Below are 16,695 nucleotides of genomic sequence, written 5' to 3' on the forward strand. Positions count from 1 at the left end.
CTCAAGCGTTGGGGGCGGAACGGACGTCGGTCGAAACCGCCCCCGTCGATTGTTGTGATCGGGACAGCGCCGCCATCGGCTGTCCCTGAAGCGACAGGCCCTGCCCCATCAAAGGAGCCAGGCTGACCGGGGCGCTGACCGAATCCAATTCAGCGCGGCGAATACGCTCTGCGGCGGCCGCCTCGGCCTGCAAGGGGGTGCAGATGGTCATCACATAGCTGTCGTCAGAGCCGAAGATGGCGGCGTTCTTCCCGCGGCCGGCGTACTTGTCGTAGACCAGCGGCATGGTGTTACGCACCGAAGCCATGGTGAGGCCGCCCTTGCGGTCGATCTGCATCATCTCGCCCATGCACATCTTGCCGGGCTCGACACACATATTGAGGATGGCGTCCCACAGTCCGCCTTCGACATTGGCGAAATAGAGGGCCGGGACCTTCTCGCTGGGCTTTTCCAGTTCCAGATAACGCTCGCGGTCCAAGGCCTGACCGCCGCGCCGCACGCCGGCGATCCAGCCGTCGAACCCGGCCTGATCGACCCCGTGGAAGACGAAGCGCATGTGCGAGAAGCCGTCGCCCGAATAGTTGGCCGAAAAGCCCTCGTAGTCGCCGGGTCGATTGATCACGGCGTGCAGCTTGGTCTCCATGCCGGGCATGGCGTAGATCTGACCCGCCAGGGCCGGAATATAGAAGGAGTTCATCACCGAGGAGGAGGTGATGTGAAACCGGATCGGGCGATCCACCGGCGCAGCCAGTTCATTGACCGTCGCCACGCCGTACTGCGGATAGATGAACAGCCACTTCCAATCCAGGGCCACCACATTGATCTGCAGGGGCTCGACGTTTTCGGCCACGGCCTGCCCCGGCTTGATCCGGTCGATCGGGCGATAGGGGTCCAGGAGGTGCGTGCCCGCCCAGGTCAGGGCGCCCAGGCAGATGATGATCAGCAGCGGCGCCGCCCAGATTACGACTTCGAGATGGGTCGAGTGGTCCCAGTCGGGCTGATATTCGGCCTCCTTGTTCGACGCCCGGTACTTCCAGGCGAAGAAGACGATCAGAGCCATCACCGGCACGATGATCAGCAGCATCAGCAGGGTCGACACCATCAACAGGTCGCCCTGCTGCTGGGCGACGTCGCCTGCAGGTCTCAGGACGACCAGGTCGCAGGCCGACAGCGCGGCTGCCAGGGGCGCGAGCAGAAGTAGGCGCAGAAGGCGCAAGACGGCTCCAATCGGAAAACGTCGGACAAGGGGGAGGAGTCGCGACGGTTGGCGTTCGAATTCGGCCCGATAGTCAGCTTCGATGCGGAACGACATTGGACAATCTGTCCTATCCCCTCGGACCGCCTTTCATCGCAAAGGGCGCGCGGTCATAATACGGCGTCTGAGCCGTGATCTTCCAATTTTACCCGTTTTACGGAGCGATGCCAGCCCATGTCCGCCTCGACGACCCCCTCGTCAGAGTCGCTGGAACGCGACGCCGCCGCCCTCCATGCCCGTCATGACCATAGCCATGGCAAGGTGGACGCCGGGGAGATCGCCATTGGTGTGATCATCGGCCGCACGTCGGAGTTCTTCGACTTCTTCGTCTACGCCATCGCCTCGGTCGTGGTGTTCCCGCAATTGATCTTTCCCTTTGCGGGTCCGATCGGCGGCACCCTGCTGTCCTTCGCCGTCTTCGCCCTGGCCTTCCTGGCGCGGCCCCTCGGCACCGCGCTCTTCATCGCCATCGACCAGAAGTTCGGGCGCGGCGCCAAGCTGACGACCGCTCTGTTCCTTCTGGGCACTTCGACCGTCGCGGTCGCCTTCCTGCCCGGCTACGAGACGATCGGCATCGCTGCGGCCGTCCTGCTCGCCGTCTTCCGAATCGGCCAGGGCGTCGCCCTGGGCGGCGCCTGGGACGGGCTGGCTTCGCTTCTGGCCCTGAACGCGCCGGAGAATCGTCGCGGCTGGTTCGCCATGATTCCGCAACTCGGCGCCCCGATCGGTCTGATCGTCGCCTCCGCCCTTTTCGCCTTCTTCCTGAACACCCTGTCGGCCGCCGACTTCCTGGACTGGGGCTGGCGTTACCCGTTCTTCGTGGCCTTCGCCATCAATGTGGTGGCCCTGTTTGCGCGGCTTCGCATCGTCGTCACCCCCAGCTTCCAGAAGCTGTTCGAAACCCGCGAACTTCAGCCCGTGCCGGTCCATGCCGCCGTCAAGGCCGAGGGTCCGCGCATCGCCATCGGTGCCTTCGCCCCCCTGGCCAGCTTCGCCATGTTCCACATGGTCACCGTCTTCCCCCTGTCCTGGGTCTTCCTCTTCACCCAGGAGACGCCGGTGCGCTTCCTGCTGATCGAAATGGTCGGCGCCGCCTTCGGTCTTCTGGCCATCCTGGCCTCGGGCCTTCTGGCTGACCGTTACGGCCGACGGACCCTGCTGGCGATCACCGCCGCCGGCATCGCCGCCTTCTCGGGCTTTGCACCCCAACTGCTGAACGGCGGCGCGATCGGCGAGCTGACCTTCATGATTTCCGGCTTCATCCTGCTGGGCCTGTCATTTGGCCAGGCCTCGGGTCCGGTGGCCTCCAGCTTCTCCCTGGCCAACCGCTACACGGCCTCGGCCCTGACGTCAGATCTGGCCTGGCTGTTCGGGGCCGGGTTCGCTCCCCTCGCCGCCCTGTGGATCTCCAGCCAGTTCGGCCTGATCGCCGCCGGCGCCTATCTGCTGTCCGGCGCGATCTGCACCCTGGTCGCCCTGTGGATGAACCGCGAGCTGGCCCGCAGCGCGTCGGATAAGCAACGGGCCGCAAAGGCCTGATCACCAACCGATCTGACCTTCCAACCCCGGTTCCGCCTTGCGGGACCGGGGTTCTTGCTGCGTGAAGGCCAAACTCAGGGCCTTTCATGCAAAACGGGCGATGCCTAAGCATCGCCCGTTCGGCCGCACGATGGACAGGAAGCCCCGTCGATCAGAAGCGGTAGCGCGCCCCGATGTAAATCTGGCGGCCGGTGTGATGGTAGACATAGGTGCTGTCGCGCGATCCGCCCAGGTCGCCGTGGTTCTGACGGTTTTCCTCGTCCGTCAGATTCAGCCCCTCAACCGACAAGCTGAGGCTGTCCGTCAGATTGTAAGAGGCAGAGGCGTCGATCGTCGTCGTCTCGGACTTGCCCTGGAACGGAATCAGACCCGCCGCGCCGTTTGAACCCGGGACATTCTGGTAATAGGCGTCGCGGTAGGCGGCCGAGACCCGCGCGTTCAGCTTGCCGTCGTCATAGTAGAGGGTCGCGTTCCAAGCCTCGGGCGACAGGTTCACCAGATCCTCAGTCACGATGACGGTGCAGCTCGCCGTGGTGCAGTAGTCGATCTCAGACTCGACGTGGGTGTAGTTCAGCAGCGCGCCGATGTTGGACAGCGGCCCCGGCAGGAAGCTGAAAGTCTGCTGGTAGCTGATTTCAAACCCCTTCAGCGGCCCCCCTTCCGTATTGGTAGGGGTGCTGAACACATAGGGCGAACCGGGCGGCCGGGTGGAGACCGCCGGGAAGGCCACGGGATTGAGCGCCGTCAGTTCGCCGTAGGTCAGGGTCTGCTGGGTCGTCTGCACGAAGGTGGAGATGTCCTTGTAGAAATAGGCGAAAGACAGCAGGGCTTCGGGCGCGAAATAATATTCGACCGACAGATCATAGGTCTTGGCGCGATAGGGCTCCAGTTCGACGTTTCCAAGCGAGGCGGTGTTGCTCGATGCGTTGACCGCGCTCAGCGCGAAGACCGGAACAAGGCTGGTGACCGGCGGACGCGACATCACCTTGGCGGCGCCGAAGCGGACGATCAGGTCCTCCATCGGCTCAATCGCGACGTTCAGCGACGGCAGGGTGTCTTCATACTCGTTCTGGCCCGTCACCGGCGTCGCCACCCCGCCGACGTTGGAATAGCCCAGGGCTTCGACCTCGGTCTTGACCTGACGCACGCCGACATTGCCGCGGACCGGCAGGCCCATGATCTCCAGATTCCAATCCGCCTGAACGAAGCCGCCCGTGTCGGTCTCCGTCACCTCGCGCCAGTTGCCGTAGGTAGAGGGGTTGCCGTTCAACCCGACCAGACGGAAGTCGCCGCCGGCCACCCCGGTGTCGCAGTTGCAACGATAATCCCAGACGGTTTGCAGCGCCTCCAGGTCCGGACGGATCCAGGATGTCGCCGCCCCGGCGGGCAGGTCCAAATTCTTGCCGAACCCGGTCCGCAGATCCGTCACATCCGCCATGGTCACCCCAGCCGGAAGCGCCGGCGCGCCATTCGCCACACGCGCAAAGGCCCGGCTGCTTGATTCATATTCCTTGCGGCTGACGCCCGCCTTCAGCGTCAGGCGCTCGCTCAGCTCGAACGCAAAATTGGCTTCGCCGGTGGTGTAGACATTGTCCTGAAAGTTGGCGCTGGAGCGCAGCTCGGACCGGGGCTGGGCGCCGGTCGGGCCGACGATGGACCATTGCGCAGGATCGGTGACGTCAAAGCCCCAGTTGATGGCCGGAAGATTGCGATTTTCCCGGAAATCATAAGAATAGCCGTCGACATTCTGTCGGTCGATGATGGCGCTGACCTGCACCGGATTGCCGAAGCTCGATTCCGCCCGGCCAATCAGGCCGGTGAACCTCAGTCGGTCCGAGAACTCGTGTTCGACCGCAAAGGTCATCTGCTTGAACTCAGTCTCCAGGACGTCGAACCGCTGCTCGCTGCGGATGTCCATGTCGTCGAGCCGGGCATAGGTCATTTCGCCGGTGTCGGGATCGATTGCAAAATCGACGATGTCCACCTGGGGCTTGCCGCCCTGATCGGCCCCGCGACTTAGGGACCAGGCTTGCAGGAAGTTCTCGCTGCGGGTCGAATCCAACTTGGAGTAGAGCATATCCAGGGTGAACAGGGTCGGACCGTTGCCGGGCCGCGCCTGAAGCGAAAGGGTCGCGCCGAGCCGCTCTTGACCATGTTCAAGGCTGCCGTAGCGCGGAATACGCGGATGATAGGTGTTCGCCGGGCTGGGCAGGACGCTGCCGTTCTGGAAACCCCCGTCGGCGCTGGCCGGGCCCCAACGGACGGAGCTGAAGCCTTCTTCGAGGCTCTCACGTTCGCTGTAGGCGATGGAGAACAGGGCGCCCAGCTGATCGTCGGCCCAAGTGTTGGAGATCAGGCCCGCGAAGCGGGGGCTCCAGTCTTCCGACAGGTCATTGTAGCCGTACTGGCCAGACAGCGCGCCTTGGAAGCCCATCTTGTCGAAGGGTCGGCTGGTCCGAAGGTCCACCGTGGCCCCCAATGAGCCCTCCTCCACCTCGGCCGAGGAGGTCTTGCGCACCGTGATATTGTTGAAGAGCTCCGAGGCGAAGACGTTGAAATCGAAGCCCCGCCCTCGGTTGACGCCGCCGGAAGAATCGGTCGCCCCGGTGGAAGCCTGGGCTTCGATGCCGTTGATCCGCGTCCGGGTGAACTCCGAACTTAGACCCCGGACGGTCAAGGTGCGGCCTTCGCCGGCGTCGCGGTCGATGGAGACGCCGGGAATGCGCTGGATCGACTCGGCGAGGTTGGTGTCAGGGAAGTCAGCGATGTCTTCAGCCGAGATGGCGTCCACCACGCCCGCCTCGCGACGCTTGATGTTCAGGGCGTTCTGAAGGCTGGCCCGAAAACCGGTGACCACGATCTCATCAACCTCAGTGGCGCTCTGGGGCTGAGGCGCGGTCTCGGTCGCCTGAGCGGCGGCGTCGTGCGCCATCAGCGCGAGGGTCAAGGCGCCGAGCGATGCGGTCGCGGTCAGGGCGCGTTGGGCGAATTTCTGGCGTGGGGTCATCTGGCTTTCTCCTCCCGTTTATGGCCCTCGGAGATCAATCGCCTCCGTTCAGCCGCCCGCTGCTGGCGGACGACACCGGTGTCAGCTTTGGTTTGCCAAAGCACTGCTACCGGTGTCATAGTTGTTGTACGCACAGTCGCCTTTCTATTGCAAGACGGACGTCTGACGGGTTTTCGAGGCCCGCGCATCATAGGCAAGGCGGCCTTGCCGACCATTACCGACCGGGCGACAGAACACCGGCGACAGGGAAGGACATCAGGTTGAAGCAGCCCCTCTCCAGCAGTTCCGCAGGACAGACGCCCATGACGCGGCGAACGGCCTTAGCGGCGGGTTTGTCCGCCGCCGTTATAGCGCAAACGGCGACGGCAGGGCCGCGCGCCTCGGCGCCGCGCGTGACGACGACGGCTGGGCCCGTCATCGGTCTGCAGGAAAGGGCGCTCAGCGTCTTCAAGGGGATTCGCTACGGAGCCCCGACACGACGATTTCGGCCGCCCGAACCGCCCGCGCCTTGGCGAACGCCGGTCCTCGCCGTCCAGTTCGGCGCCGCCGCTCCCCAACGCGGGGATGAACCCAACCAAAGCGAAGACTGCCTCTTCTTGAACGTCTGGACCCCCGGCGCCGACGCCGCTCGGCGGCCGGTGATGGTCTATATCCACGGCGGCGCCTACGCCACCGGCTCGGGCTCGCATCCCCTCTATGACGGCTCGCGACTGGCCGCGGAGGAGGACGTGGTCGTGGTCACGCTCAATCATCGCCTCAACGCCTTCGGCTACGCCTATCTGGCGCGGCTCGTTCCAGGCTTTGAAGACTCTGGAAACGTCGGTCAGCTTGACCTGATCCTCGCGCTGCGATGGGTTCGCGACAATATCGCGGCCTTCGGCGGCGATCCCGATCGGATCATGCTGTTCGGCCAGTCCGGCGGCGGCGCGAAGATCGCCACCCTGATGGCCATGCCGGCGGCGGAAGGCCTGTTCCACTGCGCCGCCACCATGAGCGGTCAGCAGGTCACGGCGTCCGGACCGATCAACGCCACCACTCGCGCTGTGACGTGGTTGAAGGCCCTGGGGCTGACACCCGATCGCGCGGCCGAAGCGGCGACCCTGCCGGTGGAGCGCCTGCTCGAAGCCCAGGCGGTGCAGGACCCGATTCTCGGGTTCGGCGGGCTGTATTTCGGCCCGGTTCTGGATTTCCGCGCCCTGCCCCGACATCCCTTCTATCCGGACGCCGCGTCCTCGGGTCTCAAGACGCCCATGATCATCGGCAATACCCGCGAGGAGACGCTGGGCTTCATGGGCGACGATCCCAAAAACCAGGACCTGACCTGGGACACGCTACCGGGTCGATTGACGCCGTCCGTCATGCGGATCGACGTCGCGCCCGAGGTCGTCGTCGACGCCTATCGTCGCATGCATCCCGACTGGTCGCCCGACCAGGTGTTGATCGCCGCGACCACGGCCGGCCGCTCCTGGCGTGGCGCGGTGATCGAGGCCGAGGAACGCGCCAAGGCCGGAGCGCCCGCCTGGGTCTATCAGCTCGACTTTCCCGGCGTCATGGCCTCTGGCCGCAAGGGCGCCTTCCACACGGCGGACATCCCCCTGGTCTTCGGAACTGTCGCCTCGCCCGAATCCCGCGTGAACGGTCCTGGCGCCGAGACCGTCTCAGCGGCCATGCGAAAGGCATTCGCCGCCTTGGCGCGGGACGGTGATCCGAACCACCCGGGCCTGCCGCGCTGGGACCGTTACGAACTGCCACAGCGCCAGACTCTGCTGTTTGATGTCGAGCCACGCATGGCGAACGATCCCAGGGGCGACGAGCGCGCCTTCTTCGCCGCCATTCCCTATATCCAGCCCGGAACCTGACCCGCCTAGAGCGGCACGTTCAGCCGACCGGCCCAGGCCCGGACCAAGTCAGGCCAGACCTGGGCGGGCCGGCCCTGGATCAGACGTACGCCGAAGCCGTGGCCGCCTTCTTGAAAGAGGTGTGCCTCCGTCGGCACGGCCGCAGCCTTCAGCGTCCTCAACAGTTGAAGGCTGTTCTCGACCGGGACCGCCAGGTCGTCCATGGCGTGAAGCATGAAAACCGGCGCGGCGTCCCGCCAATCCATCGCCTCCAGAGAATAGGCCCTGATCTGGTCCGCTGCAGGAGCCTGGCCCAGCAGATGGGTTCGCGAACCCTGGTGGGCGTGGGGGTCAGCCATGGTGGCCACCGGGTACATCAAGACCGTCAGGTCGGGCCTTAGCGAAACGGCGTCTTCGGCGTCGATGGCGGGATAGGTCTCATCGCGCCTGGCGCTGAGCAATCCTGCGAGATGCCCGCCCGCAGAGGCCCCGAGGACGCCAATCCGCGCCGGGTCCACTCCATAGACGTCCGCGCGGGAGCGGATCAGCCGCATCGCCCGTTGCGCATCCTGTAGCGGGGCGTCCGGCCCGGCGGCCCAACCATCCGCCGGAAGTCGGTAGCGAAGCACGAAACAGGTCGTACCGGTCGCCGCGAAGACGCGGGCGACGTCGTAGCCCTCTTTGTCGAGAACCGCCCAACGGTAGCCGCCGCCCGGGATCAACAGCAGGGCCGAGCCGTTGGGCCGTGCCGGCCGAAAGACTGTCAGCATAGGATCATCGGTGTACTGGGCGTAGCGGTCGTGAAAAGCCGGATCGGTCGAACGCTCCGGCACGATCGGCGTGAGCCGCACCCCCTCCCCGCCCGGCGCGCCGCGGGGCCACAACCGGATCGTTTCGTCGGGGTCGGGCGGCGCGGCCGCCTGCCGCTCTCCAGCAGAGAAAGCCTCGGCCGCCGCCGGTCGTCCGAACGCCAGCCCGCCTGCGGCCAAGACCAGGCCGAGCAGATGTCTTCGAAGCAGCTTCATCTCTTCATCCAAAAAGAAGCGGCCGGACGAGTGATCGTCCGGCCGCGCTTTGATCAGACCTTGGCCGGAGCGTACTTCGGCGAAAGCAGATGCACCACCAACAGGGCGATCAGATAGGCTGAAGCCGCCACGATGAAGATCGGCGTATAGGTGCCGATCTGCTCCAGCACATAGCCGGCGTACTTCGCCATCGCCATGCCGCCGATGGCCCCCAACATGCCCCCGATCCCGACGACCGAACCGACCGCCGAGCGCGGGAAGACGTCGCCCGGCAGGGCGTAGAGATTGGCCGAAAAGCCCTGGTGGGCCGCAGTGGCCAAACCGATGATGCCGACCGCCACCCAGAGGTTGGACGCCATGGCGGCGAAAGCGACCGGGACGGCGCACAGGGCGCAGATCAGCATGGTGATCTTGCGGGCCCTATTGACGCTCATGCCGCGGTGCATGAAGCGAGACGACAGCCAGCCGCCGCCGACCGATCCCACGTCCGACAACAGGTAGATGGCGACCAGCGGGGGGCCGAAGGATTTCAGATCAAGCCCGTAGGTTTTGCCGAGGAAGTCCGGCAGCCAGAACAGGAACATCCACCAGATGGGATCGATCAGGAACTTGCCCAGGGCGTAGGCCCAGGTCTCCTTAACGCCCAACAGTTTGGTCCATTTGACCTTTTCAACGACATCGGCAGGATCCTGCTCGATATAGGCCAGCTCGGCGGCCGACAGCCGCTTCTGTTCGCGCGGCCGGCGATAGACCAAAAGCCAGATCGGCAGCCAGATTAGGCCCAGCAGGCCGGTGATGACGAAGGCCAGTTGCCAGCCGAAGGCCAGAACCAGACCCGGAACGATCAGGGGCGTGACAATGGCGCCGATATTGGTGCCCGCGTTGAACAGGCCCGTCGCCAGGGCGCGTTCCTTCTTGGGGAACCACTCGGCGACGGCCTTGATGCCTCCGGGGAACCCGCCGGCCTCGCCGACGCCCAGCACCATGCGCGCCATCATGAAGTGCGACAGATCCCGCGCCGCGCCGTGCAGGATATGGCCGATCTGCCAGATGCCGAAAGCCACCCCCAGGCCCCAGCGCGCGCCGACACGGTCCATGATCCGGCCCCAGAGCAGATAGGCCACGGCGTAGGAGGCCTGGAACCAGAAGACGATGTCGGCGTAGTCGGTCTCCGACCAACCGAACTCGGCTGACAACATGGGCTTCAAGAAGCCGATCATCTGGCGATCGACATAGTTGATGACCATGGCTGCAAACAGCAGCCACATGATGATCCACCGATACTTGCCCGGCGACGGCGCCTTGATCTCAATCGGTCCTGCGCTTGACGCGTCGGTCATGATTATTCCCGTTCCTGATGGTTCCTCACGCGTCCCGGCTCTCTCGTCCCTCAACGGCGGCCAGGTTGACGTGTTTGAAGAAGATTACTGCGCTTCAGCCCTCACGACCGAGCAATGGAGTTCGGCAACGCCCCTGAACACGCAGACGGCCTGATCCCCTGCATGGACCCGGTGTACGCCGGTAACGGCGCCGGTGGAGATCAACATGCCGGCCTTCAGCGGTCGGCCCCATCGGGCGCAATGCTCGGCCAAGAAACGGACGGACTCCATTGCGCCGCCCTGAAGCGACGCAGAACCGCCGACGCCGACGCTCTCGCCGTTGACGAAGGTTTCGACCTCGATCGCCTCCAGCCGCTCGCGCCAATCCGCCAACTCAGGCCCGATGACCAGGCCGCCGTTGTTGCCGAAGTCTGAGGCGACGACTGCGGAGCCCAGGTCATTGATCGCCGACAAGGGGCTGCCCGCCAGCTCAACGCCCACGAAGATCTTGTCGATCGCCGCGACGGCGTCCGCCAAGCTCCAATCCGTTTTGTCGGGGTCCAGATCATGACCGATGCGGGCGATGAACTCGGATTCGACGGCTGCAAAGCCGCCCTCGATCTCCGGCAACGCCGTCGCGGCGCCTTCAGCGCTCGCCCAAACATTGCGTGCAAAGATGGCGCCGGCCAGTCGGTGAACCCCCAGCTCCGGCTGCTGTGAAGGCGGCACCCCGCCGACCTTCCATCCGACGACCTCGTCGGGAAACCGCTCTATGGCCGCAGACTGGATCGCATAGGCCTGGGCCATGTTTTCGGGAATCCGGCCTGGATAGTCCGGCGTGGCGCGGCAGGCCAGTCGCGCCGCCACGAAGCGCGCCGCGATCTGATCTGGCTCCACGGCGACAGAGGCCGTCCCGATTTCGGCGATCGGCGTCGCGCTCATGACGCGACGCTCACGAATGAATAGGTGCGGATCAAGGTAAGGCCTCGCAAACAGGCCGCGATAAGAGCGAGGGAGGAAACCGGTGTCAATGCGCTTTGAAGAGGTTTGTAGCGTCCGACGCGAGTCGGCGTTATGGCTGAAGCTCGACAAGAAGGAAGGAGCCGCACCTTGGCTCAAGACGATCCGCGCCCCGGCAAGACGGCTAAGCGGGCCACCATCAACGACGTCGCCCGCGTGGCGGAAGTGTCCAAAAAGACCGTCTCGCGCGTGATCAACCAGTCGCCGTTCGTGCGCCAGGACACGCGGGAACGAGTCAATGCGGTCATCAAGGCGTTGGGCTTTACGCCCGATCCCCAGGCGCGCGGGCTGGCGTTCCGCCGCTCTTTCCTGATCGGCCTGATCTACGACAACCCCAGCCCGACCTATGTCGTCAATATGCAGCAAGGCGTGCTGGACGCCCTGAAGGGTTCGGGGTTGGAACTTGTCGTCCATCCTTGCAACCGCAACTCCCCTACTCTGCTTGAGGACATCCGAGGCTTCGTGGAGCGGCAAAGGCTCTATGGCGTCATCATGCCCCCTTCGGTGTCTGAGGACGAGGCGGTCATCGCGCTGCTGCGCGAACTGGATTGCCCCTATGTCCGCATCGCCTCGGTAGCCCTGGACGAGCCGGCGTCGATGGTGGTGACGAACGACGGGATAGGGGCGGCTGAGGCGGCGAATCACCTTGCCGACCTGGGCCACCGGCGGATCGGTCTGGTTCGCGGGCCGGACCTGTTCCGATCGTCGGCGGTGCGAAGCAAGGGCTTTATCGACGCCCTGTCGGCGCGCGGGATTCCACTGGCGCCCGAATACGACTTCAAGGGCGCCTATACGTTTGAATCAGGTGTTGAAGCCGGCCACGCCCTGCTTTCCTTGGCCCACCCGCCCAGCGCCATCTTCACCCTCAACGACGACATGGCGATCGGGATCATGCAGGCGGCCCGCGAGCGGGGGCTGGAGCTGCCGCGCGACCTGTCGATCGTCGGGTTCGACGACCTGCCCATGGCCGCGCGGGTCTGGCCGAACTTGACCTCCGTCCGCCTGCCGATTCGCGACATGGGCCGCATGGCGGCCGAGAAGCTTCTGGCGCCCATGCGCGGCGTGGATGCGGCCCAGTTGAAGCAGCCGGAAGTCCGACCTGCTCTCGTGGTGCGGAAATCCGCTATTCCTGCGGCTTGAAAAAGCCTTTCCCAGAGGCGGCCGGCGCAGTTCACGCGCCGGCCGAGCCTTGGCCTTATGCGGGCTCCAAAGCCTTCGCGCCGCTTAGAACGCCCTTCAGATAATCACGAATACCTTCGTCCGTAGCGTTGGCGAAGAAGTATTCGGAAAACCGCTCGCCCGCGATCGCGGCTTTCAGCAAGTCCTGATCCATCTCCTTCAGCACGGTCAGCATGTCCTTGCAGGATGCGGCCTTCAGATCGCGCAGCACGCCTCGGTTCTTGCGCATGATCTCCGCACGTTCCTTGGGATAGCCCAGGCCGCGCTCGCCCTCGAACAGTTTGCGATACACGTCCTGAAGGTTCAGCTCCGCCGCCCAACCGAACCCCTTGGCATAGGGCATGGAGATGGCGTTTCCGTCATTGATCTGGCCGAACAGGAAGGCGTCGGTCGGATCAATGACCAGGCCGCAGAAGACGCCCGGCATGCTGTTGCAGGCCAGCATCGATCCCATGCCGGTGCCGCAACCGGTCACCACGAAGTCGGCGGCGCCGGAGTTGAGCAGGATGGCGGTCAGCACGCCGTTCATCACATAGGTCAGCGACGCCTTATCCTCGGCGGCGTACATTCCATAGTGGAACACCTGATGCCCCAGCGGCTCCGCGACGGCGGACAGAGCCGCATGCACCGTCTCGCTTTTTGCGGCCTGGCTGTTTTCGATAATGAGCGCGATCTTCATGGGGACTCCTCAAGGCGAGTTCAGGCGACATCGAACCATGTCGCGCGATTATGGGCTAATGGATTGCATCATAATATGACACCGGTTACCTAGTCCACATGGGGAGAGATGCAAGGTCGCCCGGATCGATTTCGCGGCGAGGCTGACAGAGCGGAACATTCGCCCTTGCCGCATCACACCCGCTAAACGGCGTCGCAAAAGGCGCAGACCAGAGGAAACACAATATGACCACTCCATTCGACCTCACCGGAAAAGTCGCCCTGGTCACCGGCGGCAATGTGGGCTTGGGTCAGGGAATCGCTCTGGCTCTGGCGGAAGCCGGCGCCGACATCGTTTCGGTCGCCCTGTCGGATTCCGACGACACGGTCGCCAGGGTGAAGGCCATGGGACGCCGCGCTCATGCGGTCAGCGCCGATCTGACCTCGATCGAACCTGTCGAGCGCGTGGTTCAGGAAACCCTTAAGGCGATGGGCCGGATCGACATCCTGGTCAACAATGCGGGCCTGATCCGTCGCGCCGACGCCGTGGACTTCACTGAGGCCGACTGGGACCTGGTGATGAACATCAATCTGAAGACCGTCTTCTTCCTCAGCCAGGCCGTGGCCCGTCACTTCATCAAACAGGGCGAAGGCGGCAAGATCATCAACATCGCCTCCATGCTCTCCTTCCAGGGGGGCATCCGGGTGCCCTCCTACACCGCCTCCAAGTCGGGCGTGGCCGGCCTGACCAAGCTGATGGCCAATGAATGGGCGCCGCACGGCATCACCGCCAACGCCATTGCGCCCGGGTATTTCGCCACGGCCAACACTCAGGCGCTGCGCGAGGACCCCGTCCGCTCGGCTGAAATCCTGGGCCGCATCCCGGCCGGCCGCTGGGGCGAGCCTTCGGACCTCGGCGGGGCCGCCGTCTTCCTGGCCAGCCGGGCGTCCGACTATGTCCAAGGCGCCATCCTGCCGGTCGATGGCGGCTGGCAGGCGCGCTGAGCGACGGCTAGTCTGAAGCATGACCTACAGCGCATCTCCCCGCCGCATCCTCTGCTTCGGCGAGATGCTGCTGCGGTTTTCGCCCAATGAGCACGAGTTGCTTCTGCAGTCTCCCGCCCTGACGGTCCGTCCAGGGGGCGCGGAGGCGAATGTCGCGGTCTCCCTGGCCCAATTCGGCGCCCCCACAGGTTTGGCGACAGTCTTGCCCGACAATGTCCTGGGTCGCGCCGCGCGTGACGAAGTGCGCCGCCACGGCGTCGACACCTCGACGGTCGTGTTCAAGGCCGGTCGCATGGGGCTGTATTTCCTCACGCCTGGGGCCGTGAGGCGGCCATCGGAAGTCCTGTACGACCGCGCCGGCTCCGCCTTCGTCGAACATGTCCATACGGGGTTCGACTGGGACGCCTTGCTGGACGGGGTGGAATGGCTGCACGCGTCCGGCGTCACGCCGGCTACGGGCCCTAACGGCTCTTCCGCCGCCGTCGCCCTGATAGAAGCTGCGGCGCGCCGGGGGGTCAAGGTCAGTTATGACGGCAACTTCCGCGGAAAGCTGTGGGAGCAATGGGACGGCGATCCCCCGACGGTTTTGGGCCGCATGCTGAGCGGCGCGACCCTGGCCTTTGCTGACGATCGCGACTTCGGCCTGGTGCTGAGGACGCGGTTCGACGACGCCGACCCCGCCGGGCGGCGTCGCGAGGCCGCAAAGGCCGCCTTCGACGCCTTCCCTCGTCTTCAACGCATCGCCTGCACCATGCGGGTGCAGGACAGCGTCGCCGACCAGGCGCTTTCGGCGGTAATGCTGACGCGAGACGGTGGGCAGATCGTCGAAACGCGGGCGGACGCCCTACACATGGCCGGTGTCGTTGACCGGGTGGGCGGCGGCGACGCCTTCGCTTCCGGGGTGCTGTTCGGGCTCTGGAGCGGCTGGTCGGATCAGCAAGCGTTGGAATTCGGCTTGGCGGCCGCCGGACTGAAACACTCGGTTCCGGGCGATTTCAACCTGTTTTCGGCCGATCAGGTTCGGGCGTCCATGGGTGACAACGGGTTCGACATTCGGCGTTAGATCCCAAGCCGGATTCCGTCGAGACTCCCCTAGGAAACCGGTGTCAGTCGTGCTTGATTGAGTCTCCAACCGGCCGCGAAGAGCCGTTTCAGAGGTCCAGGAGTTTCAGCATGCATGCCCCTTCCATGAGCCGTCGCGCCGTCTTGGCCGCCGGCGCCGCCGCCACATTTGTCGCCGCCTCCGCACCCGCCCTCGCTGGCGCCGCCTCGGCGCCTCAGCGGGACGCCATCCTGGCTGGGATGAAGCGGGCGGCACGCTTTATGACCGATGAGGCTGCAGTCGAAGGCGGTTATGTCTGGCAGTATCTGCCCGACTTTTCGCGGCGCTGGGGCGAGTTGGAAGCCAGCCCGACCATGATCTGGGTGCAGCCGCCTGGAACCGCGACCATGGGGCACCTGTTCCTGGACGCCTACCATGCGACCGGCGACGACTTCTATTATGAGGCCGCCAAGTCCGCCGCCGACGCTCTTGTCCGAGGCCAACACCCGGCTGGCGGGTGGAACTATGTCATCGACACCGCCGGCGAGGCTTCGCTGAGGCGGTGGTACGACACGGTCGGCAAGAACGCATGGCGGCTGGAGGAATTTCATCGCTACTACGGCAACGCCACCTTCGATGACGCGGGTACGGCTGAGGCCTCGCAACTGCTTCTTCGCCTGTACCTCGAAAAGCGAGACCGCAAATATCTGGCGCCTCTGAACAAGGCGATCGATTTTGTTCTCGACAGCCAGTATCCGAACGGAGGCTGGCCTCAACGTTACCCCTTCGTACAGAACGGCGGCGTCCACGGGCACGCCGATTACACGCCCTACATCACCTTCAATGACGATGTCGCAGGCGAGAATCTGGAGTTTCTGATCTACGCCTGGCACGGGTTGGCGCGGAACGGACGCGGCGATCCGCGCATCCTGGATGCGATCAACCGCGGCATGGATATCTTCGTCAAAACCCAACAGCCTCAGCCCCAGCCCGCCTGGGGCCTGCAGCATTTCCCCGACACCCTAAAGCCGGCCGGCGCGCGGACGATCGAACCTCAGGCTTTCGTCACCCATGCGACGGGCACCAACATCAAGTCGATGCTCGGCTTCTACCGGTTGACCGGGGACCGGAAATTCCTTGACCGCCTGCCTGAGGCCCTGGACTGGCTGGATCAGGTCGCGACCAAGCCGCCGCTCAATACACCGGGGCGGACCCATCCCACCTTCATTCTCGAAGGCGCCAACACCCCGATCTACATCCATCGTCGGGGATCCAACGTCGCCAACGGCCAGTACTACGCCGACGACAATCCCGAGAATCTGATCGTCCACTACGGTTCGTTCCGGAACGTGGACACGCCCGCTCTTCGCGCGGAGTATGCCCGCCTCTCCGCCCTGCCGGTCGAGGCTGCGACGCAGGGGTCGCCGCTGAAGGCGCGACCGGGCTCTCTACGGCTTCCGACCTATTTCACCCTTCAAGACGTCGATGTCTGGGACATGTCCGGCGACGCCAAACGGCCGTCGCCGGTCAGCGAGAGCCGCGTAGCCGAGGTTCTGGCCGGACTGAATGCGCGGGGCTATTGGCCGACGCCGCTGACGACGACGTCGAACCCCTACAGGGGCGACTCCCCGACGGCCGTGACCGGCGGCGAATATCAGATGACACGCGTCGGCGACGTCTGGGACACGTCGCCCTATCGGACCGACTACCCGGTCGAGGGCGTTTCCACCTCGGTCTTCATTCGGAACATGGGCGATCTGATCCAGGCCCTGGTCGCCTGATCGGAGCGGGCGGCCCGAATGATCGGGT

At 64.8% G+C, this 16,695-nt stretch carries 12 protein-coding genes; 6 read left to right on the plus strand and 6 right to left on the minus strand.

Annotated features, from left to right (window positions below):
• Position 1: 1 nt before the first annotated feature.
• Positions 2-1,216, minus strand: coding sequence for a ubiquinol oxidase subunit II (cyoA, locus tag JMT67_RS03105; RefSeq protein WP_233455776.1), 1,215 nt, complete (start codon positions 1,214-1,216; stop codon positions 2-4).
• 213 nt (positions 1,217-1,429) lie between these two features.
• Between cyoA and JMT67_RS03110 the strand changes: the two genes are divergently transcribed.
• Positions 1,430-2,794: an MFS transporter gene (locus JMT67_RS03110; RefSeq protein WP_201462654.1), complete on the plus strand. Its 1,365-nt coding sequence runs from the start codon at positions 1,430-1,432 to the stop codon at positions 2,792-2,794.
• Between the two features lie 151 nt (positions 2,795-2,945).
• On the opposite strand, the gene JMT67_RS03115 is transcribed toward JMT67_RS03110, so the two are convergent.
• Entirely contained in the window at positions 2,946-5,801 is a 2,856-nt protein-coding gene (locus tag JMT67_RS03115; protein ID WP_201462655.1) for a TonB-dependent receptor, read from the minus strand.
• Positions 5,802-6,103: 302 nt separating this feature from the next.
• Here JMT67_RS03115 and JMT67_RS03120 point away from each other — a divergent pair, with 302 nt between their 5' ends.
• Positions 6,104-7,660, plus strand: coding sequence for a carboxylesterase/lipase family protein (locus JMT67_RS03120; RefSeq protein WP_201462656.1), 1,557 nt, complete (start codon positions 6,104-6,106; stop codon positions 7,658-7,660).
• A 5-nt stretch (positions 7,661-7,665) separates the two neighbouring features.
• Here the strand turns inward: JMT67_RS03120 and JMT67_RS03125 are convergent, their stop codons facing one another.
• From JMT67_RS03125 to JMT67_RS03135, 3 genes are all read right to left on the minus strand, one after another.
• Complete coding sequence (locus JMT67_RS03125; RefSeq protein ID WP_201462657.1) at positions 7,666-8,664, minus strand: alpha/beta hydrolase; 999 nt, start codon at positions 8,662-8,664, stop codon at positions 7,666-7,668.
• Between the two features lie 53 nt (positions 8,665-8,717).
• Positions 8,718-10,004, minus strand: coding sequence for an MFS transporter (locus JMT67_RS03130; protein ID WP_201462658.1), 1,287 nt, complete (start codon positions 10,002-10,004; stop codon positions 8,718-8,720).
• A gap of 84 nt (positions 10,005-10,088) precedes the next feature.
• On the minus strand, positions 10,089-10,925 hold the full coding sequence (locus tag JMT67_RS03135; protein WP_201462659.1) for a 2-keto-4-pentenoate hydratase: 837 nt from the start codon (positions 10,923-10,925) through the stop codon (positions 10,089-10,091).
• Between the two features lie 168 nt (positions 10,926-11,093).
• Between JMT67_RS03135 and JMT67_RS03140 the strand changes: the two genes are divergently transcribed.
• Entirely contained in the window at positions 11,094-12,143 is a 1,050-nt protein-coding gene (locus tag JMT67_RS03140; RefSeq protein WP_227975925.1) for a LacI family DNA-binding transcriptional regulator, read from the plus strand.
• Positions 12,144-12,198: 55 nt separating this feature from the next.
• Here the strand turns inward: JMT67_RS03140 and JMT67_RS03145 are convergent, their stop codons facing one another.
• Positions 12,199-12,861 carry an RpiB/LacA/LacB family sugar-phosphate isomerase gene (locus tag JMT67_RS03145; RefSeq protein WP_182714294.1) on the minus strand — a complete coding sequence of 221 codons (663 nt, stop codon included), beginning with the start codon at positions 12,859-12,861 and terminating at the stop codon, positions 12,199-12,201.
• Positions 12,862-13,085: 224 nt separating this feature from the next.
• Here JMT67_RS03145 and kduD point away from each other — a divergent pair, with 224 nt between their 5' ends.
• The 3 genes from kduD (at position 13,086) to JMT67_RS03160 (ending at position 16,667) form a co-directional block, all read left to right on the plus strand.
• Complete coding sequence (gene kduD, locus JMT67_RS03150) at positions 13,086-13,844, plus strand: 2-dehydro-3-deoxy-D-gluconate 5-dehydrogenase KduD (protein ID WP_201462660.1); 759 nt, start codon at positions 13,086-13,088, stop codon at positions 13,842-13,844.
• 19 nt (positions 13,845-13,863) lie between these two features.
• A complete protein-coding gene (locus tag JMT67_RS03155) occupies positions 13,864-14,907 on the plus strand; it encodes a sugar kinase (protein ID WP_201462661.1) in 1,044 nt (347 codons plus the stop codon).
• A 110-nt stretch (positions 14,908-15,017) separates the two neighbouring features.
• Positions 15,018-16,667, plus strand: a complete 1,650-nt coding sequence (locus JMT67_RS03160; protein WP_201462662.1) for a pectate lyase — start codon at positions 15,018-15,020, stop codon at positions 16,665-16,667.
• Positions 16,668-16,695: the final 28 nt, after the last annotated feature.

The sequence above is a fragment of the Brevundimonas aurantiaca genome (assembly GCF_904830995.1).
In the GTDB taxonomy this organism is placed as follows: Bacteria; Pseudomonadota; Alphaproteobacteria; order Caulobacterales; family Caulobacteraceae; genus Brevundimonas; species Brevundimonas aurantiaca.